This window comes from Mesorhizobium sp. B1-1-6 (genome assembly GCF_006443035.1).
Lineage (GTDB): Bacteria > Pseudomonadota > Alphaproteobacteria > Rhizobiales > Rhizobiaceae > Mesorhizobium.
In genome coordinates this window covers 57,311-83,064 of sequence record NZ_VFWR01000002.1, presented here as the reverse complement: position 1 = coordinate 83,064, position 25,754 = coordinate 57,311, and the positions used below count along the sequence as shown (strand labels likewise).

23 protein-coding genes and 1 riboswitch are annotated in these 25,754 nt (G+C 63.8%); of the genes, 15 read left to right on the top strand and 8 right to left on the bottom strand.

What is annotated here, in order from left to right:
- Positions 1 to 151 precede the first annotated feature (151 nt).
- From glmM to serA, 5 genes are all read left to right on the top strand, one after another.
- Positions 152 to 1,504 (top strand): phosphoglucosamine mutase, encoded by a 1,353-nt coding sequence (gene glmM / locus FJ979_RS03965; RefSeq protein ID WP_140493266.1) that lies wholly within the window; start codon positions 152 to 154, stop codon positions 1,502 to 1,504.
- A gap of 247 nt (positions 1,505 to 1,751) precedes the next feature.
- The gene (locus FJ979_RS03960) at positions 1,752 to 2,585 is read left to right on the top strand and encodes an outer membrane protein (protein WP_140580090.1); all 834 of its coding nucleotides are present in this window, start codon (positions 1,752 to 1,754) and stop codon (positions 2,583 to 2,585) included.
- Between the two features lie 184 nt (positions 2,586 to 2,769).
- Entirely contained in the window at positions 2,770 to 3,519 is a 750-nt protein-coding gene (locus tag FJ979_RS03955) for an outer membrane protein (RefSeq protein WP_140580089.1), read from the top strand.
- 202 nt (positions 3,520 to 3,721) lie between these two features.
- Positions 3,722 to 4,897 carry a phosphoserine transaminase gene (locus FJ979_RS03950; protein ID WP_140580088.1) on the top strand — a complete coding sequence of 392 codons (1,176 nt, stop codon included), beginning with the start codon at positions 3,722 to 3,724 and terminating at the stop codon, positions 4,895 to 4,897.
- Between the two features lie 156 nt (positions 4,898 to 5,053).
- On the top strand, positions 5,054 to 6,652 hold the full coding sequence (gene serA / locus FJ979_RS03945; RefSeq protein WP_140517561.1) for a phosphoglycerate dehydrogenase: 1,599 nt from the start codon (positions 5,054 to 5,056) through the stop codon (positions 6,650 to 6,652).
- A gap of 141 nt (positions 6,653 to 6,793) precedes the next feature.
- Here serA and FJ979_RS03940 read toward each other — a convergent pair whose 3' ends face one another.
- Complete coding sequence (locus FJ979_RS03940) at positions 6,794 to 7,696, bottom strand: DMT family transporter (RefSeq protein ID WP_140580087.1); 903 nt, start codon at positions 7,694 to 7,696, stop codon at positions 6,794 to 6,796.
- Between the two features lie 213 nt (positions 7,697 to 7,909).
- Here FJ979_RS03940 and FJ979_RS03935 point away from each other — a divergent pair, with 213 nt between their 5' ends.
- Together FJ979_RS03935 and FJ979_RS03930 are read left to right on the top strand one after the other, a co-directional pair.
- Entirely contained in the window at positions 7,910 to 9,208 is a 1,299-nt protein-coding gene (locus tag FJ979_RS03935) for an adenylosuccinate synthase (RefSeq protein ID WP_140493285.1), read from the top strand.
- A 74-nt stretch (positions 9,209 to 9,282) separates the two neighbouring features.
- Positions 9,283 to 10,968, top strand: a complete 1,686-nt coding sequence (locus tag FJ979_RS03930) for a hypothetical protein (protein WP_140580086.1) — start codon at positions 9,283 to 9,285, stop codon at positions 10,966 to 10,968.
- Positions 10,969 to 11,074: 106 nt separating this feature from the next.
- Here the strand turns inward: FJ979_RS03930 and FJ979_RS03925 are convergent, their stop codons facing one another.
- Genes FJ979_RS03925 through FJ979_RS03910 form a run of 4 tightly spaced genes read right to left on the bottom strand, consistent with a single transcriptional unit; the run spans position 11,075 to position 13,986 of the window.
- Positions 11,075 to 11,236, bottom strand: coding sequence for a CcdB family protein (locus FJ979_RS03925; protein WP_348640412.1), 162 nt, complete (start codon positions 11,234 to 11,236; stop codon positions 11,075 to 11,077).
- The gene (locus tag FJ979_RS03920) at positions 11,236 to 11,478 is read right to left on the bottom strand and encodes a type II toxin-antitoxin system CcdA family antitoxin (protein ID WP_140580085.1); all 243 of its coding nucleotides are present in this window, start codon (positions 11,476 to 11,478) and stop codon (positions 11,236 to 11,238) included. Before FJ979_RS03920 ends, FJ979_RS03925 begins: the two co-directional genes overlap by 1 nt.
- A 44-nt stretch (positions 11,479 to 11,522) precedes the next feature.
- Positions 11,523 to 13,340: an ABC-F family ATP-binding cassette domain-containing protein gene (locus tag FJ979_RS03915; RefSeq protein ID WP_140580084.1), complete on the bottom strand. Its 1,818-nt coding sequence runs from the start codon at positions 13,338 to 13,340 to the stop codon at positions 11,523 to 11,525.
- Between the two features lies 1 nt (position 13,341).
- Complete coding sequence (locus FJ979_RS03910; protein WP_140580083.1) at positions 13,342 to 13,986, bottom strand: thiamine diphosphokinase; 645 nt, start codon at positions 13,984 to 13,986, stop codon at positions 13,342 to 13,344.
- Between the two features lie 88 nt (positions 13,987 to 14,074).
- A riboswitch (TPP riboswitch) is annotated at positions 14,075 to 14,190 on the top strand.
- A gap of 42 nt (positions 14,191 to 14,232) precedes the next feature.
- Between FJ979_RS03910 and thiB the strand changes: the two genes are divergently transcribed.
- The 4 genes from thiB (at position 14,233) to FJ979_RS03885 (ending at position 19,585) form a co-directional block, all read left to right on the top strand.
- On the top strand, positions 14,233 to 15,231 hold the full coding sequence (gene thiB / locus FJ979_RS03905; protein ID WP_140580082.1) for a thiamine ABC transporter substrate binding subunit: 999 nt from the start codon (positions 14,233 to 14,235) through the stop codon (positions 15,229 to 15,231).
- A 237-nt stretch (positions 15,232 to 15,468) separates the two neighbouring features.
- Complete coding sequence (gene thiP, locus FJ979_RS03895) at positions 15,469 to 17,082, top strand: thiamine/thiamine pyrophosphate ABC transporter permease (protein ID WP_140580080.1); 1,614 nt, start codon at positions 15,469 to 15,471, stop codon at positions 17,080 to 17,082.
- Positions 17,082 to 17,864: a thiamine ABC transporter ATP-binding protein gene (gene thiQ / locus FJ979_RS03890; protein WP_140525063.1), complete on the top strand. Its 783-nt coding sequence runs from the start codon at positions 17,082 to 17,084 to the stop codon at positions 17,862 to 17,864. Before thiP ends, thiQ begins: the two co-directional genes overlap by 1 nt.
- Before the next feature lie 257 nt (positions 17,865 to 18,121).
- Complete coding sequence (locus FJ979_RS03885) at positions 18,122 to 19,585, top strand: M48 family metalloprotease (protein ID WP_140493312.1); 1,464 nt, start codon at positions 18,122 to 18,124, stop codon at positions 19,583 to 19,585.
- A gap of 70 nt (positions 19,586 to 19,655) precedes the next feature.
- Here FJ979_RS03885 and FJ979_RS03880 read toward each other — a convergent pair whose 3' ends face one another.
- Positions 19,656 to 20,522 carry an RNA polymerase factor sigma-32 gene (locus tag FJ979_RS03880; RefSeq protein ID WP_140580079.1) on the bottom strand — a complete coding sequence of 289 codons (867 nt, stop codon included), beginning with the start codon at positions 20,520 to 20,522 and terminating at the stop codon, positions 19,656 to 19,658.
- Between the two features lie 322 nt (positions 20,523 to 20,844).
- On the opposite strand from FJ979_RS03880, the gene FJ979_RS03875 reads away from it, so the two are divergent.
- From FJ979_RS03875 to FJ979_RS03860, 4 genes are all read left to right on the top strand, one after another.
- Positions 20,845 to 21,618 carry an amino acid ABC transporter substrate-binding protein gene (locus FJ979_RS03875; protein ID WP_140493318.1) on the top strand — a complete coding sequence of 258 codons (774 nt, stop codon included), beginning with the start codon at positions 20,845 to 20,847 and terminating at the stop codon, positions 21,616 to 21,618.
- Positions 21,619 to 21,726: 108 nt separating this feature from the next.
- Positions 21,727 to 22,407, top strand: coding sequence for an ABC transporter permease subunit (locus FJ979_RS03870; protein WP_140493321.1), 681 nt, complete (start codon positions 21,727 to 21,729; stop codon positions 22,405 to 22,407).
- Positions 22,404 to 23,195, top strand: coding sequence for an amino acid ABC transporter ATP-binding protein (locus tag FJ979_RS03865; RefSeq protein WP_140554933.1), 792 nt, complete (start codon positions 22,404 to 22,406; stop codon positions 23,193 to 23,195). The genes FJ979_RS03870 and FJ979_RS03865 overlap by 4 nt, the downstream gene beginning before the upstream one ends.
- Positions 23,196 to 23,306: 111 nt before the next feature.
- Positions 23,307 to 24,215: a patatin-like phospholipase family protein gene (locus tag FJ979_RS03860; protein ID WP_140580078.1), complete on the top strand. Its 909-nt coding sequence runs from the start codon at positions 23,307 to 23,309 to the stop codon at positions 24,213 to 24,215.
- A 101-nt stretch (positions 24,216 to 24,316) separates the two neighbouring features.
- Here FJ979_RS03860 and FJ979_RS03855 read toward each other — a convergent pair whose 3' ends face one another.
- Together FJ979_RS03855 and fdxA are read right to left on the bottom strand one after the other, a co-directional pair.
- A complete protein-coding gene (locus tag FJ979_RS03855) occupies positions 24,317 to 24,898 on the bottom strand; it encodes a CarD family transcriptional regulator (RefSeq protein ID WP_006327799.1) in 582 nt (193 codons plus the stop codon).
- Positions 24,899 to 25,265: 367 nt separating this feature from the next.
- The gene (fdxA, locus tag FJ979_RS03850) at positions 25,266 to 25,604 is read right to left on the bottom strand and encodes a ferredoxin FdxA (RefSeq protein WP_140493333.1); all 339 of its coding nucleotides are present in this window, start codon (positions 25,602 to 25,604) and stop codon (positions 25,266 to 25,268) included.
- Between the last annotated feature and the right edge of the window lie 150 nt (positions 25,605 to 25,754).

Genomic DNA, 25,754 nt, shown 5'->3' with positions numbered 1-25,754 from the left:
GCCATCACGCTAGGTTGCGCCAGTCTGTGTGCAATGCACAACAAGGGTTTTCTAAAGGATTGGTAACAGATAATCACGAAATGTGATCGTAGTGCGCCGGCCAATTATGGCATGACGTACCGGGCAAGAACCACCGGGGACACTGACTAGCATGGCAGGAAATTATTTCGGCACGGACGGTATTCGCGGGCGCGCCAACAAGTTTCCAATGACGGCGGAAATCGCGATGAGGGTCGGTATGGCGGCCGGCCTGTCCTTCCAGCGCGGCAGCCATCGTCACCGTGTGGTGCTCGGCAAGGACACCAGACTTTCCGGCTACATGATCGAGAACGCCATGGTGGCGGGCCTCTGCGCCGCCGGCATGGACGTGTTCCTGCTCGGCCCCATCCCGACGCCGGCGGTCGCCATGTTGGTGCGTTCGCTGCGCGCCGATATCGGCGTCATGATCTCGGCCTCGCACAATCCTTATTACGACAATGGCATCAAGCTATTCGGTCCCGACGGCTACAAGCTCTCCGACGAGATCGAAGAGCGCATCGAGAGCATGCTGGACAAGGATATCGAACTGGCACTCGCCGATTCCGACGGACTTGGTCGCGCCAAGCGCGTCGATGGCGTGCATGACCGCTACATCGAGTTTGCAAAGCGCACCTTGCCGCGTTCGATGTCGCTTTCAGGTTTGAGGATCGTCGTCGATTGCGCCAATGGCGCCGCCTACAAGGTTGCCCCCGAGGCGCTTTGGGAGCTGGGCGCCGAAGTGGTGGCCATCAATGTCGAGCCCAACGGCTTCAACATCAACAAGGAATGCGGCTCGACCCATCCGGCAGGCCTGCAGAAGAAAGTGCACGAGGTGCGCGCCGACATCGGCATCGCGCTCGACGGCGATGCCGACCGTGTCGTCATCGTTGACGAGAACGGCGCGATCGTCGACGGCGACCAGATCATGGCAATGATCGCCGAGTCCTGGCACCAGAGCGGGCGGCTTGCCGGCGGTGGCGTCGTTTCGACGGTCATGTCCAATCTCGGCCTCGAACGCTTCCTCGGCGACATGAAGCTGCAATTGCACCGCACCAAGGTCGGCGACCGCTATGTCGTCGAGCATATGCGCGCGCACGGGCTCAATGTCGGCGGCGAGCAGTCGGGCCACATCGTGCTGTCGGACTTCTCGACCACGGGCGACGGCCTGGTTTCGGCGCTGCAGGTGCTGGCCTGCATCAAGCGGCAGGGCCGGCCGGTCAGCGAATTGTCGAAGAAGTTCGAGCCGGTGCCGCAACTCCTCAAGAACGTCCGCATCGCCGGCGGCAAGCCGCTCGAGGAAGCTCCGGTCAAGGCTGCGATCGAGGACGCCCGTCAACGCCTCGGCAAGGCGGGGCGGCTCGTCATCCGGCCGTCCGGCACCGAGCCGCTGATCCGTGTCATGGCCGAGGGCGACGACCCGCAGCTGGTCGAGGCCGTCGTCAACGACATCGTTGAGGTCATCTCGGAAACACGCAGCGCCGCCTGATCTCAGGTGCATTCGGAGGGCCGACGCCGCTCTGATTGCTTAGAAGCCCGCCCGTCCGGCGGGCTTTTGTTTGCCTGCGAAACTGGCTCGAGACACGTGGAACCATCCGAATTCCTCAAATGCTCGAGATTCGTGGTTAATAGACAGGGTTAAATGCCTTTTAACCTTTGCAATTCATTATCCACGCCTGAAAGCCAATCTCATTCGGACGCGACCGCTGTTCCGAGGGTTTCTAGGGGTGACAAGCATGTTCAATCCAGCAAGAAAGGCCCTGTTCGCCGCGCTGTTCGCGGGCCTGGCATGGCCGGTGTTCGCGGCCGACCTTCCGGAGCCGGTGGTCGAAGAGGCGCCGCCGCCGGTATACGAGCAGCCAGTCGATGTCGGCGGCTGGTACATTCGCGGCGATCTCGACTACCACAAGTCGAAAGTGCGCGGCATCGATTACACGACCTACACCATCGATCCCTGTAATTGTAACGTCATTCCCGGCGACAGGAGCTTCGATTTCGGCAAGCTCAAAGGCGGCTTCTCGCTCGGCGCCGGCGTCGGCTACAAGATCAACGATCATTTTCGCACGGATTTGACCGCCGATTACTGGTTCAAGTCGAACTTCGACGGCGGAACCTCGGACGCTTTCTCGACGTCGACCGAAGTGTCGAAAATGAGCGCCTTGCTGCTGCTGGCCAACGCCTATGTCGATCTCGGCACCTATCACGGCATCACGCCCTATGTCGGCGCCGGCATCGGCGGCGCGCATGTCAGATGGGACGATGTCAGGGACCCGAACACCACCGAGTTCAACCCCGGTGCGAAAAGCTGGCGCTTTGCCTACGCGCTCATGGCCGGCGCTTCCTACTGCCTGACCGACAAGCTGATCCTGGACGCGGGCTATCGCTACAGCCACATCCAGGGCGGCCGCATGTTCGAGTGGGATATCAGCAGCGCCGGGCCGGGATTCGACCGCGGCATCGACACGCATGAGGTGCGCGGCGGCCTGCGGTACCAGTTCGGCGGCACCAACGGTTGCGCCGCGCCGACGGTGGCCTATCAGCCCGAACCCGAGCCGATCTACACCAAGTAACATCCGCCCATCCAACGGTCCGAAACCGCCCGGCATCAGCCGGGCGGTTTTCGCTTGTCTGGCTGCCCGAAAATCATTCGCTAACGCTCTGTTAGCCTTAACCCCGACTTAACCACTATGGTTAACAATGCTTCCTGAAACGATGGCTGCCGTCTGGTGGCGCCGAAATCGGGAGCAGGGGATCATGAAACTCACATCGCGTATGGCGCCGGTGCTTGCCACATTCGCCATCATGCCGCTGACGCCTGCGCTGGCCGCCGACTATGATCCCCCGGTCTATATCGACCAGGCGCCCGACTACGTGCCGGTCGAGGTCGGCTCGGGCTGGTATCTGCGCGGCGATGTCTCCTACCTGGTAGAGAAGAGCTTCAAGAATGAGGATTTCGCCTTCACGCCGGCGAGCTTCGACAACGAGGAAGACCCGGTCTTCGCCAGCATCGGCTTCGGCTACCACTTCACCGATTATCTGCGTGCCGATCTCAATCTGGGTTACCTGCCCGGCAACAAGATCGGCATTGGCTATGACGATTCAGCGACCGCGGCAGAGGCGACCCTGAAGAACTATGCCTTTTCAGGCATGCTCAACGGCTATGTCGACCTTGGAACCTATGTCGGCATAACACCCTATGTCGGCGCCGGCATCGGCATCGTCAGGAGCACGCACAAGCTCTCGGCGAGCTATTTCACCGACAATGGCGATCCAGCCGACGACTTCGGACTGAGTGACGACAAGACCAAGTATTCCTTCGCTTACACGCTGAATGCCGGCCTTGCCTATCAGGTGTCGAAGAATGTTTCCGTCGATCTCGGCTATCAGTATTTCTCGGCGCCCGACGCCGAATATGTGACGGCCGAGAGCCTGACCTCGTTTCCGGTCCACAAGGGAATCAGCAATCATCAGGTTAAGCTCGGGCTACGCTACGATCTCTGGTAGTAGGCTGGCATACATGAACCCTGGCGGCGGATCTCTTCGGTCCGCCGTTTGCGTTTGAAGCTCACGAGATCCTGATCGCGGATCGCCAGTATCCTGCCCGCGACAAAAACTTTCCCCTTGACGCCCGAAGCCCGAGCGCATATCGCCGTCCGTGGGCCACCCCTCCCCAACGAGGGGCCACTATCTGGAAGGATAGACCACGATGACGACGCATACGAAGCCCGGACTCCGTCCGGCAAACCCCAATTTTTCCTCAGGTCCCTGCGCGAAACGTCCCGGCTGGTCGGTCGAGGCGCTGAAAGCTGCCGCGCTCGGCCGTTCCCATCGCGCCAAGATCGGCAAGACCAAGCTCGAACAGGCGATCGCGCTGACGCGCGAAATTCTCCAGGTTCCTGCCGACTACCGCATCGGCATCGTGCCGGCGTCTGATACAGGCGCCGTCGAGATGGCACTCTGGTCGCTGCTGGGTGAGCGCGGCGTCGACATGGTCGCCTGGGAGAGTTTCGGCTCCGGCTGGATCACCGACGTGGTCAAGCAGTTGAAGCTTGCCGATGTGCGCAAGCTCGAGGCCGGTTACGGCGAATTGCCGGATCTCGGCAAGATCGATTTCGACCGCGACGTGGTCTTCACCTGGAACGGCACGACCTCGGGCGTGCGCGTGCCGAACGGCGATTTCATCCCGGCCGATCGCAAGGGTCTGACCATCTGCGACGCGACATCGGCCGCCTTCGCGCAGAAGCTCGACTTCGAGAAACTCGATGTCGTGACCTTCTCCTGGCAGAAGGTGCTGGGCGGCGAAGGCGCGCATGGCATGCTGATCCTGTCGCCCCGCGCCGTCGAGCGGCTGGAGAGCTATAAGCCTGCATGGCCGCTGCCGAAGATCTTCCGCCTGACCTCGGGCGGCAAATTGATCGAAGGCATCTTCAAGGGCGAAACCATCAACACGCCGTCGATGCTGTGCGTCGAGGACTATCTCGACGCGCTCAGCTGGGCGAAATCGATCGGCGGCCTCGATGCGCTGGTCGCCAGGGCCGACGCCAACGCGGCCGTGCTCGACCGTTTCGTCGCGAAATCCTCCTGGCTTGGCCATCTCGCCGTAGAGCCGGCGACGCGGTCGAACACGTCCGTCTGCCTGTCCTTCACCGACGGACAAGTCGCTGCACTCGACGCCGACGCACAGGCGGCCTTCGCCAAGGGTCTGGTTTCAGCGCTCGACAAGGAAGGTGTCGCCTATGACATCGGTTCCTATCGCGACGCGCCGCCTGGCCTGCGCATCTGGTGCGGCGCAACGGTCGAGACCTCCGATCTCGAAGCTCTGCTGCCCTGGCTCGACTGGGCCTTCGCCGGCCAGAAGGCGTCGCTGAAAGCGGCGGCCTGAAACTCAACAGTTATTTTCTGGAACAGCCCTCATCCGGCCGCTTCGCGGCCACCTTCTCCCACAAGGGGAGAAAGATCGGCGCCTGACCTTCTCCCCCGTGGAGAAGATGCCTGAGCGAAGCGAAGGCGGGTGGGGTAAACAACAAGGACCAATCCCATGCCTCGCGTTCTCGTCTCGGATAAACTTTCCACCACCGCTGTTCAGATCTTTAGGGATCGCGGCATCGAGGTCGACTATCTTCCAGATCTCGGCAAGGACAAGGAGAAGCTGCTTGAAGTGATTGACCAGTATGACGGCCTCGCCATCCGCTCGGCGACCAAGGTTACCGAGAAGCTGATCAATGCCGCCACCAGGCTCAAGGTCGTCGGCCGGGCCGGTATCGGCGTCGACAATGTCGACATACCGGCGGCCAGCCGCAAGGGCATTATCGTGATGAACACGCCGTTCGGCAATTCGATCACGACAGCCGAGCATGCGGTAGCGATGATCTTCGCGCTCGCCCGCCAGATCCCGGAAGCCAACGCTTCGACGCATGCAGGCAAATGGGAAAAGAACCGCTTCATGGGCGTCGAGATCACCGGCAAGACGCTCGGCGTCATCGGCTGCGGCAATATCGGCTCGATCGTCGCCACGCGCGGCGTCGGCCTGAAGATGCATGTCGTCGCCTTCGATCCGTTCCTGTCGGACAAACGCGCCGAGGAACTCGGCGTCGACAAGGTTGAACTGGACGAGCTCTTCGCCCGCGCGGACTTCATCACGCTGCACACGCCGTTGACCGACAAGACGCGCAACATCATCGATGCCGCCGCGATCGCCAAAATGAAGGACGGCGTGCGCATCATCAACTGCGCCCGTGGCGGGCTGGTCGTCGAAGCCGACCTGGTGGCGGCGCTGAAGAGCGGCAAGGTGGCCGGCGCCGGCATCGACGTGTTCGAGGCCGAGCCGGCCGAACAGAACGCATTGTTCGGCATGGAGAATGTGGTGGCCACCCCCCATCTCGGCGCCTCGACGGCGGAGGCGCAAGAGAACGTCGCGCTGCAGGTCGCCGAACAGATGGCCGACTATCTGATCAAGGGCGCCGTCTCCAACGCCATCAACATGCCGTCGATCACCGCGGAGGAAGCGCCGCGGCTCAAACCCTTCGTCAAGCTCGCCGAAGTGCTTGGCGCCTTTGTCGGCCAGGTCACCGAGGACCCGATCAAGGAGGTGGAAATCCTGTTCGACGGCTCGACCGCGACGATGAATACGCGCGCGCTGATCAGCGCGGCCCTTGCCGGGCTGATCAGGCCGCAGGTAGCCGACGTCAACATGGTGTCGGCGCCGATCATGGTGAAGGAGCGCGGCATCATCGTCGCCGAGGTCAAGCGCGACAAATCGGGCGTGTTCGACGGCTATATCAAGCTGACGGTCAAGACCGAGCATATGACGCGCTCGATCGCCGGCACCTGTTTTTCCGACGGCAAGCCGCGCTTCATACAGATCAAGGGCATCAATCTCGATGCCGAGGTCGGCCAGCACATGCTCTACACGACCAATGCCGACGCGCCGGGCATTATCGGCCTGCTCGGCACGGTGTGCGGCGAGAACGGCGTCAACATCGCTAACTTCCAGCTCGGCCGCAACCGGCCAGGGGGCGATGCCATCGCGCTGCTCTATCTCGACGCACCGTTCCCGGAAAAAGTGCTGGAGCAGGTGCGGGCGCACAAATCGATCGATTCGGCCAAGCGGCTGCAGTTCGACGTCGGCAGCGTGTAGGGCTTGTCTGCTGGGGCAATGCCGCCCCGGCAGTCTCGTCCGACGACGTGGCGGCGGTGCGCAAGGAATTGCAGTAGTCCTGCGAATTGCCGGGCGAGCCGACGCTCTCCTCAAGGCTGACGATCGGGGCGCGAAGTGAGTTTACTGGCGCCTCGGCATGGCTGCCTTGCGGCCGCTATATTCGGCAAGCGCGATGCCGCCCAGCACGAGGACGAGCGCCAACGCCTGGTAGAGCTGGAATGTCTCGCCGACGATCAGCACCGAAAGCAGGGTGCCGAAGATCGGCACCAGGTTGATGAACAGGCCGGCCCGGTTGGCGCCGATCAGCTCATTGCCCCTGATGTAGAATATCTGCGAGACGACCGAGGCGCCGATCGCGGTATAGACGATCACCGACCAGCCGCGCGCGTCGGGAACGATGACCTTGCCGGCCGCGATTTCCCATAGGAAGAACGGCAGCGAGGTGATGAGCGCGGCGAGCGACATGGCCAGCATCAGGCTCTGCCATTGCATGGCCGGCTTCAGCCGCAACCCGACCGAATAGCCGCTGTAGAGGATGACCGCGACCAGCATGATGGCGTCGCCGAAATTGAGCTCCAATGTCAACAGCCGGCGCGGATCGCCGTGGCAGGCGGTCAGGATGACGCCGAAGATCGTCAGTACCACGCCGGCGATCTGCGCCCAGTTCACGCGCAGGCGGAAGAAGATGAAATTGGCTACGATGATCAGGATAGGCATCGCCGCCTGCTCGATCGAAACGTTGATCGCGGTCGTGTAATTGAGCGCCGTATAGAAGATCGTGTTGAACAAGGTGAAGCCGCTGGCGCCAAGCGCGGCGAGCACGAACCAGTGCCTGCGCACCACGGGCCAATCTCTTTTCAGCGCATTCCAGCCGATCGGCAGCAGGATCGCCACCGCCAACACCCAGCGCAGGAAGACCAGCGTCATCGGTGAGACGTGATCGACCGCCAGCTTGCCGGCCACCGAGTTGCCGCCCCACAGCAAGGTGGTGAGCAGCAGGAACATGTAGGCGCTTCGGTGCATGGCGGGTCGCAGCGGGAAGAGGTGAATGGGGCGTGCCCGCCGGCCTATTGCCCGCGCCTGGACAAGTAAATGATGTCAAAGCTGAAAATTGTTGTGCCTCAGCCCATTTTCGGCGGCAAAGAAAGGTCGCATCGGCCTGCTCTTGACGTTATAGAGGCCTGTCGTTTCGAACCGTATCCAAGCCGCGCGGCGGCGCCTCGAAGGAAAAGAAACATGGCCAATGTGGTGGTCGTCGGCTCGCAATGGGGTGACGAAGGCAAGGGCAAGATCGTCGACTGGCTGTCGGAGCGCGCCGATGTCGTGGTGCGTTTCCAGGGCGGCCACAATGCCGGCCACACGCTGGTCGTCGACGGCAAGGTCTACAAGCTGTCGCTGTTGCCGTCGGGCGTCGTGCGGCAGGGCAAGCTGTCCATCATCGGCAATGGCGTCGTCTTCGATCCGCACGCATTCGTTGCCGAAGTGGCGAAGCTCAAGGGGCAAGGCGTCGAGGTAACGCCGGAGCGCCTGAAAATAGCCGAAAACACAGCGCTTATCCTGTCCCTGCACCGGGAACTGGACGGCTTCCGCGAGGACGCCGCCTCAAATTCCGGGACCAAGATTGGCACGACCCGCCGCGGTATCGGCCCCGCCTATGAGGACAAGGTGGGCCGGCGCGCGGTGCGGGTGATGGATCTGGCGGATTTGGAAACACTACCCTTGAAGGTCGACAGGCTGTTGACGCATCACAATGCACTGCGTCGCGGCCTTGGCCATGCCGAAGCCACGCATGACGCGGTCATGCAAGAGCTGACCTCGGTCGCCGGCGAAATCCTGCCCTACATGGACCGGGTCTGGAAGGTGCTCGACGACAAGCGCCGGGCCGGCGAGCGCATCCTGTTCGAGGGCGCGCAAGGCACGCTGCTCGACATCGATCATGGCACCTATCCGTTCGTCACCTCGTCCAACACCGTCGCCGGCCAGGCGGCAGCCGGTGCCGGCGTGGGCCCGGGCGCCATCGGCTATGTGCTTGGCATCACCAAGGCCTATACGACGCGCGTCGGCGAAGGTCCGTTCCCGACCGAGCAGCAGAATGAGATCGGTGAATTCCTCGGCACGCGCGGCCATGAATTCGGCGTCGTCACCGGCCGCAAGCGCCGCTGCGGCTGGTTCGACGCGGTGCTGGTGCGCCAGGCCGTCGCCGTCAACGGCATCAAGGGCATCGCCCTGACCAAGCTCGACGTGCTCGACGGGCTGGACGAGATCAAGGTCTGTACCGGCTACCGCCTCGACGGCGAGACGATCGACTATCTACCCGCCAGCCAGGGCGCGCAGGCCCGCGTCGAGCCAATCTACGAGACGCTGGAGGGGTGGAAAGGCACCACCGCCGGCGCGCGCAGCTGGAACGACCTTCCGGCCCAGGCCGTCAAATATGTCCGCCATATCGAGGAGTTGATCGGCGCGCCGGTCGCGCTCCTCTCCACCAGCCCGGAACGGGACGACACGATACTTGTGACCGATCCGTTTCAAGACTAGTTTCTCAAGCCTTTCCGGGCGTTACGGCTGATTTGCGGAGGCCGGCCCGGAGCACAATACAGGTCGACTGACGCATGGCGAAAGATTTCGTTTCTGCTCTGAGGGATACGATAAACAATTTTGGCGATCCTACGCCGGAGCTGCGGGCCAAAGTCTACGACAAAGCGCGCTCGACGATTGCAAAGAAGATTGCCGAGCGCGAGCCGCCGCTTTCGCCGTCGGAAGCCGAAAGGCAGAAGCGCGGCCTGGAAGACGCCATATCGAGGCTCGAGCGCGAATATGCCAAAAGCGTGCCGGAGACCGATCCGCTTGCCGAACTGGAGCACATATTTTCCTCCATCGATCGCAACAAGAACCAGTCGAACCATACCAAACAGCCGGTAAAGGCGGAGCCGGCCTGGCCGGCAGCGCCTGCCTCGAAGGCTGAACCCTACAAGCCGCCGCCCCCCGCTCCGGAACCCGACATCTCCAGGCCTGCATCGCCCGCCGCCGAGGTCGAGCCGAACTGGCAAAAGCCCGTACCGGTGCAGCCGGCCCCGGAGTTCGACGACAGGGCTCAGCCTGGCATGGATGCGGGTCAGGACGACGGGCATGCCGATGTCTTTGCGAGCGACGAAGAGGCTGCGGCCGCCGACACTTTCCAGCGCTTGCGTCCGGCTGAACGCAAGCGCAGCTATGGCGGGCTGATTGCCGCTGCCGTTGCGTTGCTGGTCATTGCCGGCGGCGGCTATGGCATCTGGCTGAACAAGGATGCCTTCGGCAAGATGCTGGGTCTGGGCGGCGGCAGCAAGGTCGCGACGACCGAGCCGGTCAAATCGACACCCGCCAAGCCGGCGAGCGATGCGGCGGCAACGCCCCCGGCACCTGCGGCCAGCGGTGCCGAGCCCGAAGGGACACCGAAGTTCACTCAAAGACTGACACCGCAAGGAAGCGAGGTCGATCCTGGCCCGGCCGGCGGACAGAGCGGCGTGGGCGAGGGCGAGTCCGTCGCGGCGCTGACGACGCCGCCTTCAGCCACGACCACCCCGGCCTTGTCGGCTCCGGCAGGAGGCACGCCGGCCGCAGGCGCGCCCGCCGGGACCACGCCCCCTGCACCGGGCGCTGCGCCGGCGGCGCCACCCGCCAATGGGACCGCACCCGCGGCGCCGGCTGACAACGCCGCCACGCCGCCCTCGCCTGCCGGTGCGCCGACGCAAACCTCTCTGCCGGTCGGCCAGAAGGCGATCTTCTATGAGGAGCGCACCAGCACCGCGCAGGGTTCGGCCGAGCCGGGCAACATCGTCTGGTCGCTGGTGCAGGAATCGCCCGGCGGCGACCTGCCGCCTGAGCCGGCGATCCGCGCCGAGGCGACCATTCCCGGCAAGGACATCCAGTTGCGCATGACCATTCGCCGCAACACTGACCAGACTCTGCCGGCCAGCCACATCATCGAGATGATCTTCCTGACGCCCGACGGGTTCGAGGGCGGCGGCGTCGACAACATCCTGCGCGTGGCCATGAAGAGTTCCGAGCAGGATGCCGGCAGCCCGCTGATCGGCATTCCGGCCAAGATCGCCGACGGCTTCTTCCTCGTCGCGCTCAACGACACCAAGGCCGACGAGGACGCCAACCTGACCTTGCTTCGGGGACAGGACTGGATCGACGTGCCGGTCGTCTACAAGACCGGACGACGAGCGTTGCTGACGATGGAAAAAGGCATTCCCGGCGAGAAGGTGTTCGACGAGGCGATCAAGGCTTGGCAGGCGAAGACGGCGGGCTGAGCCGACGGCAACGGTCGGCTCCGGTCAGAAGCCTTGGAACAGCATGTCGAGCGCGGCGACGATGTCGTCGTGGTGCTTGGAGAGATTTCCCTCGGCATCCGGCAATTCAGTGGCCATCAAGGCAGAGCCGGCGGCCAGGAACGGAGGCTGTGTCGGGCGGCATCAACGGAATGACGACTCTCGTGTTCAGCCTCTCAAGAAGGTCGGACTGAACATCGACAAGGTAACCACTGCCTCCGGCATTCCGATAGAGATCGTAACGGGCCATCAAAACAGCGGGCGTGTGGCCAATGGCAACCCGTTCCGCTCGACATAGGCGTTGGAGCTCACAATCGCCTCAAAGTTCTCCTCTTGCCACCGACGCGTTTTTTCCGACGCGATGGCCTTCGCAATACCCGCCTCGGCGGCGCGCGAGAGATTGATACCCGACGCTTTGGCGTCTTTGATCAGCTGAGCGTCAATGGATGTATTGACAGACTTTCGCTGAGGTTTTGTCGTCGATTGAAGCACGGAGACAGCCCTCTTTTAAGCGCATAACGTAGCGCATACCATCTTCACCCCTCCATTTCCTCGCGCAACATCTCCAGTTCGAGCCACTCTTCCTCCAGTGCCGCCAGCGTCGCGCGCTCCTTGTCGAGGGCGGCGATGGTCTTCTGGAACGAGGCCGGATCGCGCTCGTAATAGGCCGGATCGGCGATGTTGTTCTCCAGCCGCGAGATCGAGGCTGTCACCGCCTCGATCTTCTTGGGCAGCGATTCCAGCGCGAATTTCTGCTTGAACGAGAGTTTTTTTGCCGGGGCTTTGGCGGTGGGGCTGTCCGCCTTCGCCGTCGGCGCCTCGCTTGCATCCGCCTTCGCCCGCGCCTTGCGGTCGTCGAGCCTGGTGCCGCCGCGCTGCGCCAGCATGTCGGAATAGCCGCCGGCATATTCGACCCAGCGGCCGCCGCCGTCCGGCGCGATCACGCTGGTCACGGTGCGGTCGAGGAAATCGCGGTCGTGGCTGACCAGGATGACCGTACCGGCAAAGCCGGCGACCAGTTCCTGCAGCAACTCCAGCGTTTCCATGTCGAGATCGTTGGTCGGCTCATCGAGCACCAGCAAGTTCGCCGGCCGGGCCAGCACGCGCGCAAGGATCAGCCGTGCCCGCTCGCCGCCCGACAGCTCGCGCACCGGCGTGCGTGTCTGCTCCGGCTTGAACAGGAAGTCCTTCATGTAGGAGACGACGTGGCGCTGCTCGCCATTGATGACAAGGTTCTCGCCGCGCCCGTCGGTGAGATACTGAGCCAGCGTCTCCTGCGGATCGACCGCCTCGCGCTTCTGGTCGAGCGTGGCGATCTCCAGATTGGTGCCGAGCCGCACCGAACCGGCATCCGGCTGCAATTCTCCGGTCAGCATCTTCAGAAGCGTCGTCTTGCCGGCGCCGTTCGGCCCGACGAGGCCGACGCGGTCGCCGCGTTGGATGCGGGTCGAGAACCCCTTGACCACGGTGAGGTCGCCAAAGCTCTTCTCGATGTTCCTGGCCTCGATCACCAGCTTGCCGGATTCGGCGGCGTCGCTGGCCACCATGGTCGCGGTGCCTTCGGCGCCGCGATGGCCGCGAAAACGCTGGCGCATGGTCTGCAATTCGCCCAGGCGGCGCATGTTGCGCTTGCGCCGCGCCGTCACGCCATAACGCAGCCAGTGTTCCTCGCGCACGATCTGGCGGCCGAGCTTGTGCTGTTCGCGCTCTTCTTCCTCAAGCACCTGGTCGCGCCATTCCTCGAAATGGCCGAAGCCCTTATCCAGCCGGCGCGTCTGGCCCCGGTCGAGCCACACGGTGGCGCGCGAGACGCGCTCAAGGAAACGGCGGTCGTGCGAGATGACGATGAGGGCCGAGGAGGTGCGGACGAGTTCCTCTTCCAGCCATTCGATCACCGAGAGATCGAGGTGGTTGGTCGGCTCATCGAGCAGCAGGATATCAGGCTCGGGCGCCATGACGCGGGCAAGGGCGGCGCGCCTGGCCTCGCCGCCGGAGAGGTCGCCCGGCTGCTCCTCGCCCGAGAGGCCGAGGTGCTCCATCAGGTAGCTGGCGCGATAAGGATCGTCGGCGGGACCGAGGCCGGCCTCGACATAGGCGCGCACGGTTGCGAAGCCGTCCATGTCGGGCATTTGCGGCAGATAGCGGACGGTCGCCGATGGCTGGCGGAACACCTCGCCGTCCTGCGGCTCGATCAGGCCGGCGGCGATCTTGAGCAGCGTCGACTTGCCGGACCCGTTGCGGCCGACCAGCGCGATCTTGTCGCCTGCCGACGCAGCCAAGTCGGCGCCGTCGAGCAGGGGCGTGCCGCCGAACGTCAGTTTTATTCCGTCGAGATTGAGAAGAGGCGGCGCCATGTCAGCTTTCTGGCAAGGGATAGGGATGGGCGAGCAGCAGCGCGCGCCCCGCTCCCAGCGCGATCTCGAGCCTGCCCTTGACCTCATTAGAGATGGTCAGCGATGAGCCGAACGCGACCTTGACGCGGTCAAGCGGCCATTTCGCGCCGGCGACGGTCAGCCCGGCAAGCTCGGAAAAACCCAGGATCGAGAACAGGGTGCCGTCTGTATAGTCGAAGCGGGCCGTGCCGTGCGCCAGGGGCACGGCTTCCTGCGCGCCGCTGGTCAACAGCACCTTTGTCCCGGCCCCGGCCAGCCGCAGGGCGAGCGCCATGTGCAGGAAGGCATGGTCGGCGCGCTTGCCGCCGAAGGCGCCGGCAAGCACGAGGCTGGTCGCGCCGCACTCCAGGGCGGCCGATATCGCGAGTTCGCCATCGGTGGCGTCCTTCTCTGCCGGGAAGGTCCGGCGCGGCACGGCGGCCAACTCATCCGGCAGGCCGGCGGGCACGGAATCGAAATCGCCGACCCACAGTTCCGGCACAAGGCCGAGCGTGCTTGCATGGCCGATGCCGGCATCGGCGGCGACGACGCGGGTTCCCTCGACCTGACGGTCGAGCCGTGGCGTGCGGATGAGATCGCCGCCAAGCAGGATGGTGAATGTGCTCATATCGTGTGGCCCTTACCAGCCCGGCAGCGGAAACGGAAGGCCGGCAAACAGCCACTTGCGCGGTTCACCGGCCGGGCCTATGTGTCGAGGCGCTCTAACGGGGTGCCGGACGCGATATTTCGCGGACCGGCTGAGAGGCAGTCTCGCCAACCCGCTGAACCTGATCCGGTTTGTACCGGCGGAGGGATTAGACGTTTCGGACAGTCCGACGCCTCAATTCCTTTAACCCGAACGAAGGAGGCGCCGATGCGCACGCTTTTATACGCCCTTGTCTCTGCAATGGTCGTGGTTCTGTCCGGGCCGGCCTTAGCCAAGGACAAGCTCACCGTCTACACTTATGAGAGCTTTACCGCCGACTGGGGCCCCGGCCCGGTGGTGAAGAAGGAATTCGAGGCCGAATGCGGCTGCGATGTCGACTTCGTCTCGGTTGCCGACGGCGTCGCGCTGCTCAACCGCGTCAAGCTGGAAGGGGCCGCGACCAAGGCCGACATCGTGCTTGGCCTCGACACCAATCTCACCGCCGATGCCAAGGCCACTGGCCTGTTTGCGCCGCATGGCGCCGTGACCGGGCTCAATGTGCCGGGCGGCTGGAACGACGACATCTTTGTCCCGTACGACTATGGCTATTTCGCCGTCGTCTATGACACGCAGAAGCTGAAGACGCCGCCCAAGAGCCTGAAGGAATTGGTCGAGGGCAGTGCCGACGACAAGATCGTTATCCAGGATCCGCGCACCTCGACGCCGGGCCTCGGCCTGCTGTTGTGGGTGAAGTCGGTCTATGGCGACAAGGCGCCGGAGGCCTGGGCCAAGCTCAAGGCGAAGGTCTTGACCGTGACGCCGGGCTGGAGCGAGGCCTACGGCCTGTTCACCAAGGGCGAGGCGCCGATGGTGTTGTCCTACACGACCTCGCCCGCCTACCACATGGTTGCCGAGAACACCGAGCGCTACCAGGCCGCTTCCTTCGAGGAGGGCGAGTATCTGCAGATCGAGGTCGCCGGCATCACCACGACGGGAGCCAAAAATCCGCTGGCGGAAAAGTTCATCGCCTTCATGACCGGGCCGAAATTCCAGGATGTCATCCCCGAGACCAACTGGATGTTCCCGGCCGGCAAGACCGACAAGCCGCTCAATCCGGCCTTCGACAGACTGGTCAGGCCGACCAAAACCTTGCTGTTCAGTCCCGAGGAGGTCGCGGCCAACCGCAAGGCATGGGTGGATGAATGGCTGGCGGTGATGAGCAAGTAGTTTGGTCGTATGATCGAATGATGAGTGCTCTACGGCGCCCCCCTCTGTCCTGCCGGACATCTCCCCCACGAGGGGGGAGATTGGCCGTCACGACGGCTTTCGCCAATTGGCGACGTCACAGGAGAGGGTGGAGCGCTGAAGCAGCCAATCTCCCCCCAAGTGGGGGAGATGTCCGGCAGGACAGAGGGGGGCGCGAAGGAACGCGACGCTCGCTAAAGGTCCTTTGGGCGGCGCAGCGTGCAGCGCGCGTCTGACCCCCGCATCTCCGCCGGTATCCTCGCGCTTGCGGCGATCGGGCTCCTGATCGGCGGCGCGTTTGCGGGTCTTCTTTTCGAAGGCGCGAACGATTTCTCCGGAGCCTGGGCAGCCTTCGATCCTTATCTCCTGCGCGTCGTGCGCTTTACGTTGTGGCAGGCGGCGCTTTCGACGCTGTTGTCGGTGGCGCCGGCCCTGTTCGTGGCTCGCGCGCTGTCGCGGCATCCGCGCTTTCCCGGCCGCGGCTTCATCCTCCAGCTCTTCGCCCTGCCGTTGGCGCTGCCGGCGATCGTGGCGGCGCTCGGCATCCTGGCGCTCTATGGCCGCGCCGGCTATTTCGCCGGCTTTCTTGGTGCCGTCGGCGGTTACAATTGGCCGGGCATCTATGGCCTCTCCGGCATCCTCGTTGCTCATGTCTTCTTCAACCTGCCGCTGGCCACGCGGCTGTTCCTCGAAGCGCTGCAAACCATCCAAGCCGACCAATGGCGGCTGGCGAGCCAGCTCGGCATGGGTGCCGCACCGGCTTTCCGGCTGATCGAGTGGCCGACACTGCGCGCCGCTCTGCCGGGCGTCGCCGGCCTGGTGTTCATGCTCTGCATCACATCCTTCACGATCGTGCTGACGCTGGGCGGTGGCCCCGGCGCGACGACGCTGGAGGTCGGCATCTACCAGGCTCTGCGTTTCGATTTCGATCCCGCGCGGGCGGTGGCGCTGACGCTGCTGCAGATCGCGCTGACCTTTGTCGTGGTGCTGGCGTTGACGCGGCTCGGCGCCAACACCACCGGTGACGCCAATCTGCCGGTGGCGCCGCGCCGCTACGTCTCGGCCGGCAGGACCGAGGCCGCGCTGAATGCCGCGCTCGTCGTGCTGGCCCTTTTGTTCGTCGCCGGGCCGATGACGGCGACGGTGATGTCAGGCCTCGGCGCCGACCTCGGTCGTCTCGCCGGCGAAGCGGCGGTGCGGCAGGCGACGCTGACCAGCGCCGTGCTGGCTTTCCTGTCGGCGCTGCTGTCGGTTGCGCTGTCGCTTTCGCTCGCCATGGCGCGCCGCGTGCTGGCCCTGAAGCGCCGCTCCGGTCCGCGGACCGTGCTCGAACACGCCACCGACACCGGTGCCGGCTTCGTCCTGGTCGTGCCGCCCATCGTCATCGGCGCCGGCTGGTTCCTTCTGCTGCGCCATGTCGGCGATGTCTTTGCCATAGCCCCGGTCATGGTCGTCACCGTCAATGCAGTCATGGCGATGCCTTTCGCCATCCGTGCCATCCGCCCCGCCTATGATGCGGCGAGCGAGCGCCATGAGCGGCTCTGCGCGCTTCTGGGAATAGCGGGCTGGGCCCGGTTGCGGCTGGTCGACTGGCCCTCGCTGCGACGGCCGCTGGCCACCGCCTTCGCGTTTGCCATGGCGCTGTCGCTTGGCGATCTCGGCGTCATCGCATTGTTCGGCAGTGATTCCGTGCAGACCTTGCCCTACCTTCTCCTGGCGCGCATGGGCAGCTACCGTACCGAGGACGCCGCCGGCCTGGCGCTGCTGCTCGGTCTGGTCTGCCTTGCGCTTGTGGTGGCGGCGAGCGGGCTGGGAAGGGGAGAACGAGACTGATGGCTGCGGGCGCCACCAATGGTGCGACAAGGGGAGCCGAGGTGCGGCTGGACACGGTCTCGTTCAGCTACGGCGACGCGCCGCTCGTTTTCGATGTCGATTTCGCCGCGTCGAAAATTACCGCCATCATGGGGCCGAGCGGCTCGGGCAAGTCGACGCTGCTCAATCTGGTGGCGGGCTTCGAGACGCCGCAGGCTGGCCGCGTGCTGATCGGCGGCGCCGATGTCGGCGCGGCGCCGCCTTCGGCGCGGCCCGTGTCGATGGTGTTCCAGGAAAACAATCTTTTTGCCCATCTTTCGGTCGAAGAGAATGTCGGGCTCGGCCGCTCGCCCTCGCTGCGGCTGACCGAGGCCGACGGCGCTGACATCGCGGAGGCGATCGCGCGCACCGGCCTCGCGGGCAAGGAAAGACGCCTGCCGCGCGAACTTTCGGGAGGCGAACGCCAGCGTGTCGCATTGGCGCGCGTGCTGGTTCGCAACCGCCCGGTGCTTCTTCTGGACGAGCCTTTCGCTTCACTCGGACCGGCCTTGCGCGACGACATGCTCGATCTTGTCGCCGACGTGCATGCCGAGCGGGGCATGACGCTGCTGTTCGTTACGCACCAGCCACAGGACGCACGCCGTATTTGTGAGGAGGTGGTGTTCCTCGACAACGGCATGGTTGCCGCCAAGGGCAAGGCGGATGATTTCTTTGCCGGGGCTGGTCCTGAAGTTTTCCGGCGCTATGTTGGCACAAGCGCCTGGGAGGCTGGATCACGAGATATTGCCCGGAAGCGGACATAATTTACGCTCAAACCGGCTCCTGGCGACGGGGCGATTGCTTGCCTTGACAGAGGTAGTGTGGCTAGGTCCGCCCTGTACCGGTCCGGTGCAGGCCGTGATTTGCCTGCGGCATCCGCCGCGCGTTGGTATGGCGTGGATGCTGTAATGCTTTGATTTGCGCATGAGCCCTTGCGAGGATCGCCCCGATTTTCGCGGGCATGCGCCAGACCCGAAAGGAAGCCGTTCTGCCGACCGGCACGGAAAGACCAAGAGGGAAAATGCTGGCGCGCTTTCTGGCGCTGGCCGGCTTTGTCGTGGCCCTGGCAAGCTGCCAGATGTTCACACCTCCGGAAGTCCAGGAATCCGGCTTCCAGCCTTCCGACAAACCGATCACGGTCGACAATGTCGCGGCCAATAACAAATTGGCCGAACTGGCCAAGGCGCAGCATCCACGCATCCTGGCGACCTATGGCGGCGAATACTCCGATCCCAAGCTCGAGCGCATGGTCGCCAAGGTCGTAGGCAGCCTGACGGTGGTGTCGGCCAACCCGACCCAGACCTATCGTATCACCATCCTCAATTCGCCCAACGTCAATGCCTTCGCACTGCCGGGCGGCTACCTCTACGTCACGCGCGGCCTGCTGGCCCTGGCCAATGATTCGGCCGAGCTCGCCGCCGTCATCGCGCATGAGATGGGCCACGTCACCGCCAACCACGGCCTGCAGCGCCAGCAGCTCGAGGCCGAGGAGGGGCTCGCCACCAAGGTTGTTTCCGACGTGCTCGGCGACAGCCCGACCGCCAAGGCGGCGCTGATCCGCGGCAAGCTGAGACTGGCGCAGTTTTCGCGCAACCAGGAACTGGAAGCCGACGCGATCGGCATCAAGTCGATCGGCGAAGCCGGCTACGATCCTTACGCCGCCGGCCGCTTCTTGCAGTCCATGTCGGCCTACACCGATTTCCGCTCGATCAGCGGCGCCACCGACGCCAGCCTCGATTTCCTGGCAACGCATCCCAATACGCCGCAGCGTATCGACCTTGCGCAACGCCATGCCCGCCAGTTCGGCCCGCCGGGCGTCGGCACCCGCGATCGCGACGCCTTCCTCGCCGGGATAGACGGCCTGCTCTACGGCGACACGCCGGAAGAAGGGTATGTGCGCGGCGAGACCTTTCTGCATCCGGGCCTGGGCGTGTCCTTCTCGGTGCCGGAGGGCTTCATCATCGACAATTCGGCCGCCGCCGTGACGGCGACCGGGCCGGGCGACATTGCGATCCGCTTCGACGGCGTGTCGATCGACAAGAACCGTGCGCTGACCGATTATATCAGGAGCGGCTGGGTGGCCGGTCTCGACGACGCGAGCGTCAGGCAGGAAACGATCAACGGCAACGAGGCGGCGACGGCGCATGCAGGCGCCGAAGGCTGGCAGTTCGATATCGCGGTAATCCGCGCCGGCGGCCAGGTCTACCGGCTGCTGACGGCGGCACCATCCGCCAGCACGTCGCTCGACACCGTGGCGCGTTCCGTCAGCGGCTCGTTCCGCATTCTGAGTGCCGCCGAAAAGGCGGCGCTGAAGCCGCTGCATATCCGCGTGGTCACCGTCCAGCCGGGGCAGACGATGGGTTCGCTTTCGGCGCAGATGGTCGGCGTCGACCGCAAACTCGACCTGTTCCGGGTGCTCAACGCGCTGTCGCCGGGGGCTGCGGTTTCGGCCGGCGACAAGGTCAAGATCGTCACCGACAAATAGCTATTGTCGGCGCTAACTCGCTCTCCCGTTTTCGCAATTCCCGGACGGGAACCGTTACACACTTTCCCACTTAGGCGGCGGCGGCGAGGAATTCCGGGTTCTGCTTCACCAGCGCCACTTTCAGCTTTTCCATGGCGCGGGCCTCGATCTGGCGCACGCGTTCCTTGGAAATGCCAAGCGTCTCGCCGAGCGCTTCGAGCGTCGCGCCCTCGTCGCTCAGCCGACGCTCCTCGATGATGCGCAGCTCACGCGCGTTGAGTGCGGCAAGCGCCGCCTTCAGCCATATCGAGCGGCGTTCGATATCGATGGTGTCGCTGACGACCTCGTCGGGCAAGGGATCGTCCGACACGAGGAAGTCCATCCGCTCGGTCGCGCCCCCATCGTCGGCAAGCGGGACATTGAGGGAGGAGTCGGGCGCCGAGAGCCGCGAATCCATCAGCGCGACATCGGCTTCGGAGACGCCGAGGGCCGCTGAAACCTCGCGGTACAACGTCCTGTTCGACAGCGGCTCCGCGGCGCCGTTCGCCAGCCGGGCGCGCAGGCGCCGCAGGTTGAAGAACAGAGCCTTTTGCGCCGAGCTGGTGCCGCCGCGCACGATCGACCAGTTGCGCAGGATGTAGTCCTGCATCGAGGCCCGGATCCACCAGGTCGCATAGGTCGAAAACCGCACTTCGCGCTCCGGCTCGAAACGGGCCGCGGCCTCGAGCAGGCCGACATGGCCCTCCTGGACCAGATCGCCAAGCGGCAGGCCGTAATGACGGAATTTGGAGGCCATGGAAATGACCAGGCGCATATGCGCCACGGTGATGCTGTGCAGCGCGTTCTGGTCGTTGTCCTTTTTCCAGCGCAGCGCCAGCCGCAACTCCTCGTCGCGTTCGAGATAGGGAGCCCTCATTGCCGCGCGGACCATGATCCGTCCTGCCGTGTCTTCCATCATGAGGCACTCCCTGGCTCTGGCGATACGGATGTCATTTCGAAACCCGGCAGCCGCTCGACTTGAAATGACGGCGTCCTGCCCTACAACGAACGCAAAACGTGCCATGCGCGGGAAAGGTTCCGCCGCCGGCGGCGCGGCGTGGAGGCTGCGCGAAAAAACTCCGGGCGGGTTCGAGGCACCGCCAGAAACGTCAGTGGTAGAATCCGATTCCGAATAATGGATGTTTTTGAAATCTCATTCCTTATTTTTTCAACTCACATCTGTCAATTTCCAGCGCTCACACACCATGCCGGATATCAGGCCAGGACGGGATCACAGAAAAATGAAATGGCTCAAGTCGCTCATCGTCGCCGGAACTTTGCAGGTTCTGGCTGTTACCGCAGGCTATGCCGGCGCCAATCTCGACCAGATCAAGCAGGCCGGCGTCATCAAGGTCGGCACGGAGGGCACCTACGCACCCTTTACCTATCATGATGCCGGCGGAGCGCTGGTCGGCTTCGATGTCGAAATCGCCAAGGCGATCGGCGACAAGCTCGGCGTGAAGGTAGAGTTCCTCGAGGGCAAATGGGACGGGCTGATCGCGGGCCTCGATGCCAACCGCTATGACGCGGTCATCAACGAAGTCGGCATCACCGACGCCCGCAAGGCGAAATACGATTTCTCCGACCCCTACATCGCCTCCAAGGCAGTGCTGATCGTGCGCGGCGACAACACCGACATCAAGAGTTTCGCCGATCTCAAGGGCAAGAAGTCGGCGCAGTCGCTGACTTCGAATTTCGGCAAACTGGCCGAGGCCAACGGCGCCGAACTGGTCGGCACCGACGGGTTCGACCAGTCGATCCAGCTGCTTCTGACCGGCCGCGCCGACGCAACCATCAATGACAGCCTGTCCTTCCTCGACTTCAAGAAGCACAAGCCGGATGCCAATGTGAAGATCGCGGCCCAGGAAGAGAACGCCGACTATTCCGGCGTCATCGTTCGCAAGGGCGATCCGGAACTGGTTGCCGCGATCAACAAGGCCCTGGCCGACATCAAGGCCGACGGTACCTATCAGAAGATCGCAGACAAGTATTTCGGCCAGGACGTCTCGAAGTAATTTACGGCCGGGCCGTTGGCGGCCCGCGCGACATCGCCCGGCGGCGGACCGTTTTGACGGCCCGCCGCCTTTCGCGTGATATACGGCAGTCGCAAGAAGGAGCCTTTCGTGCCGCACTGGCTGCAACTCATGCTGGAATCGCTGCCTTCGCTGCTGTGGGCCGCGTTGATCTTCACCGTACCGCTGACGCTCCTGTCCTTTGTGCTTGGCTTGAGCGTCGGTCTCGGAACCGCGCTGATCCGGCTCTTCGGGCCAATGCCCCTGGTCGCGGTGGCGCGCTTCTACGTGTGGATATTCCGCGGCACGCCGCTCCTGGTGCAGCTGTTCCTGATCTTCTACGGCCTGCCCTCGGCCGGCATCCTGCTTGACGCGTTTCCCGCGGCGTTGATCGGCTTCACGCTCAATATCGGCGCCTATTCGTCGGAAATCGTTCGCGCGGCGATAGGCGCGGTGCCAAAGGGGCAATGGGAGGCGGCCTATTCGATCGGCATGACCTGGAGCCAGGCGATGCGCCGCACCATCTTGCCGCAGGCCGGGCGCGTGGCGGTGCCGCCGCTCTCCAACACCTTCATCTCGCTGGTCAAGGACACGTCGCTGGCCGCCGCCATCACCGTGCCGGAAATGTTCCAGGCCGCGCAGCGCATCGTCGCCACCACCTATGAGCCGCTGATCCTCTATGTCGAGGCGGCTATCCTCTATCTGGCGATGAGTTCGGTGCTGTCGGCCTTGCAGACGCGGCTGGAGGCGCGGCTCAATCGCTATGGCGGGTTCCTGGAGGCGCGCTCGTGATCGACCTTGCCAACATCGAAAAGCGCTTCGGGGACAATCTCGTGCTGAAGGGCGTGACGGTTACCATCGCCGAAGGCAGCGTCACCGCGCTGGTCGGTCCTTCGGGTGGTGGCAAAAGTACGCTGCTGCGCTGCATCAACCTGCTTGAGATCCCAACTTCGGGCACAGTGCGTATCGGCGATCAGGCGCTGGAGTTCCATCCGGGAGCGAAGGTGGCGGCCCGGGACATTCAGCGGCTGCGGCTGCAGACCGGCATGGTGTTCCAGAACTTCCAACTGTTCCCGCATCGCACCGCGATCGAGAACGTCATGGAAGGGCTGGTGACGGTGCTGAAGTGGCCGCAGGCACGGGCGCGCGAACGGGCGCTCGCGCTGCTGGAAAAGGTCGGCATGGCGCACAAGGTCGATGCCTGGCCGGCAACGCTGTCGGGCGGCCAGCAGCAGCGGGTAGCGATCGCCCGGGCGCTGGCGCCGTCGCCAAAGGTGCTTTTGTGCGACGAGCCGACCTCCGCGCTCGACCCGGAACTGGCGCAGGAAGTCGTCGACGTGCTCGGCCGGCTCGCCAGCGAGGGGACGACGATGGTGATGGCCACGCACGATCTGCGGCTTGCTTCAAAGATCGCTCGCGAGGTGGTGTTCCTCGAGGCCGGCATTGTCGTCGAAAAGGGCCCCGCGGCGGTGCTGTTCGGCAATCCGGAGCGCGAACGGACAAGACGGTTCATCGCGACGCTAAAGCAGGAAATGGCGGAGAAGGAGGGTGGGGGAGAAGGCGGCAATTTCTCGTCCTAGGCCTGCGCTGCGCTTGCTCCCTGCCGGGCATTTATCCTCGTGAGCCGCCGTCAGGCACGGTGTTTCTATTTCGATGGACGGGCGTGTCCATGCGCTGCAATAGTGGGGCCGATGGTTCGCAACGTTGCTCTTGTTCTCGGTGGTGGCGGGGCCGCCGGAAATGCCTGGCTGATCGGCATCATCGCGGGCCTCGCCGACACTGGTGTCGATCTGACCGAGGCCGCCGATCTGGTGATCGGAACCTCGGCAGGCGCCAATGCGGCAGTGCAGGTGCGCAGCGGCATACCGCCGGGCGAGCTGCTGGCCGCGGTGCTGTCCCCGCTGCCGGTTCAACCGGCCGGACCGAGCCGTCAACCGCCGTTGCCGCCGATGGATAGTGTATTCGAGCGGATGCGTTCCATTTCCGCCGCCGCTACCTCGGCAGCCGATCTGCAACGGGCGATGGGCGCATTCGGATTGGAGAGCGATGTCAAATTCGGACCTGAAGTGGCCAAACAGCGGCGCGCGCTGGTCGCCGCCAGATTGCCTCGCCATGAATGGCCGGAAAGGCCGATGATCGTGGTGGCCGTCGACGCGCTTACCGGTGAACTGGCTGCGTTCGACCGCGATTCCGGCGTCGATCTGGTTGACGCGGCCACCGCGAGCACCGCGCTGCCCGGTGCGGGGCCTACGCACAGCATCAATGGCGTCCGCTACATCTCCGGTGGCGTGCGCTCCGCCGATAATGCCGACCTTGCCTCGGGCTATGCGAACGTGATCGTGCTCTCGCCGTTCAGCGGACGGAGCGGGCCGCTACCGGAAGGCCAGTTCGAGGGCCTGCGCAGACCGCCGGGCGCGGACCTTGCAAGCGAGGTCGAAGCCCTGCTCCAGCAGGGCAGCCGGGTGGTGGTGATCACGCCTGACGTCGATTCCCGCGCCGCAATGGGCACCAACCAGATGGATCTGGCGACCCGCATCCCCGCGGCCCGTGCCGGTTTCGCCCAAGGCAAGAAGGAAGCGACCCGCCTAACGTTCCTGTGACGATTGCACGCCGAGGGCGTGCACCAACTTTCCAAATATTGCCTGCAACAAAAAACCCGGCGCAAGACCGGGTTTTTCAAAAACTCAAAAGGCGCAAGGCCTCAGGCAGCTTCTTCCTGCTCGGCTTCCTCATTGTCGGCCTTGGCGCCGCGCTTAGGGCCCTTGTTGAGATTGACCTCGATCAAACGCACGGCTTCGGTTTCCGACATGCGGTTGACAGCGGCGATCTCGCGGGCCATGCGGTCGAGCGCGGCTTCGTAGAGCTGGCGTTCGGAATAGGACTGCTCCGGCTGGTTGTCGGCGCGGTAGAGGTCGCGAACAACTTCCGAGATCGAGATCAGGTCGCCGGAATTGATCTTGGCATCATATTCCTGCGCGCGACGCGACCACATGGTGCGCTTGACGCGGGCGCGGCCTTGCACGACCTTCAGGGCGCGTTCGACATAATCCTCTTCCGACAGCTTGCGCATGCCGATCGAGGTTGCCTTGGCGACCGGCACCTTGAGGCGCATCTTGTCCTTCTGGAAATCGATGACGAACAGTTCCAGCTTGTGCCCGGCCACTTCCTGCTCGTCGATCGAGACGATCTGGCCGACACCATGCGCCGGATAGACGATGTACTCGCCGGTCTTGAAACCGTGACGTGCAGCGGTGGACTTCTTCTGCGGGGTGATCGTTGCCATTACGCCCTGAACTCCTTGTTGTGGGCCGGCGGCGGTGCCGGCTGAACTCGCGCGATCGGGTTACCGATCATTAGCCGCACAACAGATGAACCCACCGGAAAAGCCGGGACCGGCAAACCGCACGATTGCGATCGCCTGGCCCAGATCGCTCTGGTCCGATATGGGATTTTCACCTTTCAGTGATTTGGGGCGTTAGCGCCATAAATCGACGTTGTGTCACCGGCATGTTTCGCTCATGTAACACAAAAAGTCGGAAGAATCAAGGTTTTGCTGCATAAGCGAAGGCCACAGGTTCACGCCGCCTGTCAAGGCGGTTAATAGGCCGTACCTCTTACGCCGCGTCATGCCGGTTGAAACGGCAGCGCTGTCAGTCGCCTTCTCCGGGTTCAGCCGAGAAATATTTCTCGAACTTGCCGGCCTCGCCATCGAAGGCCTTGGCGTCGGCCGGCGGCTCCTTCTTGGCGGTGATATTAGGCCATTTCTCAGCGTATTCGGTGTTTATCTGCAGCCATTTGTCGAGGCCCGACTCAGTATCGGGCTTGATCGCGTCGGCGGGGCATTCCGGTTCGCATACACCGCAGTCAATGCACTCGTCGGGATGGATGACGAGCATGTTCTCGCCCTCGTAGAAACAGTCGACCGGACAGACCTCGATGCAGTCCATATATTTGCATTTGATGCAATTGTCGGTCACGACATAGGTCATCGATCTGCTCCGGGACGTCCCGTTTTTGTTGGCTTTTTCCGTGAGGTAACGCCTTTGGCGCCCGCTTGCAAGGGCGGCCATTCCGGCCATGCCGGCATTGCCGGAATGGAATTCCAACGGCTCGGCAATGGCGGGCATCGGTCATGTGCT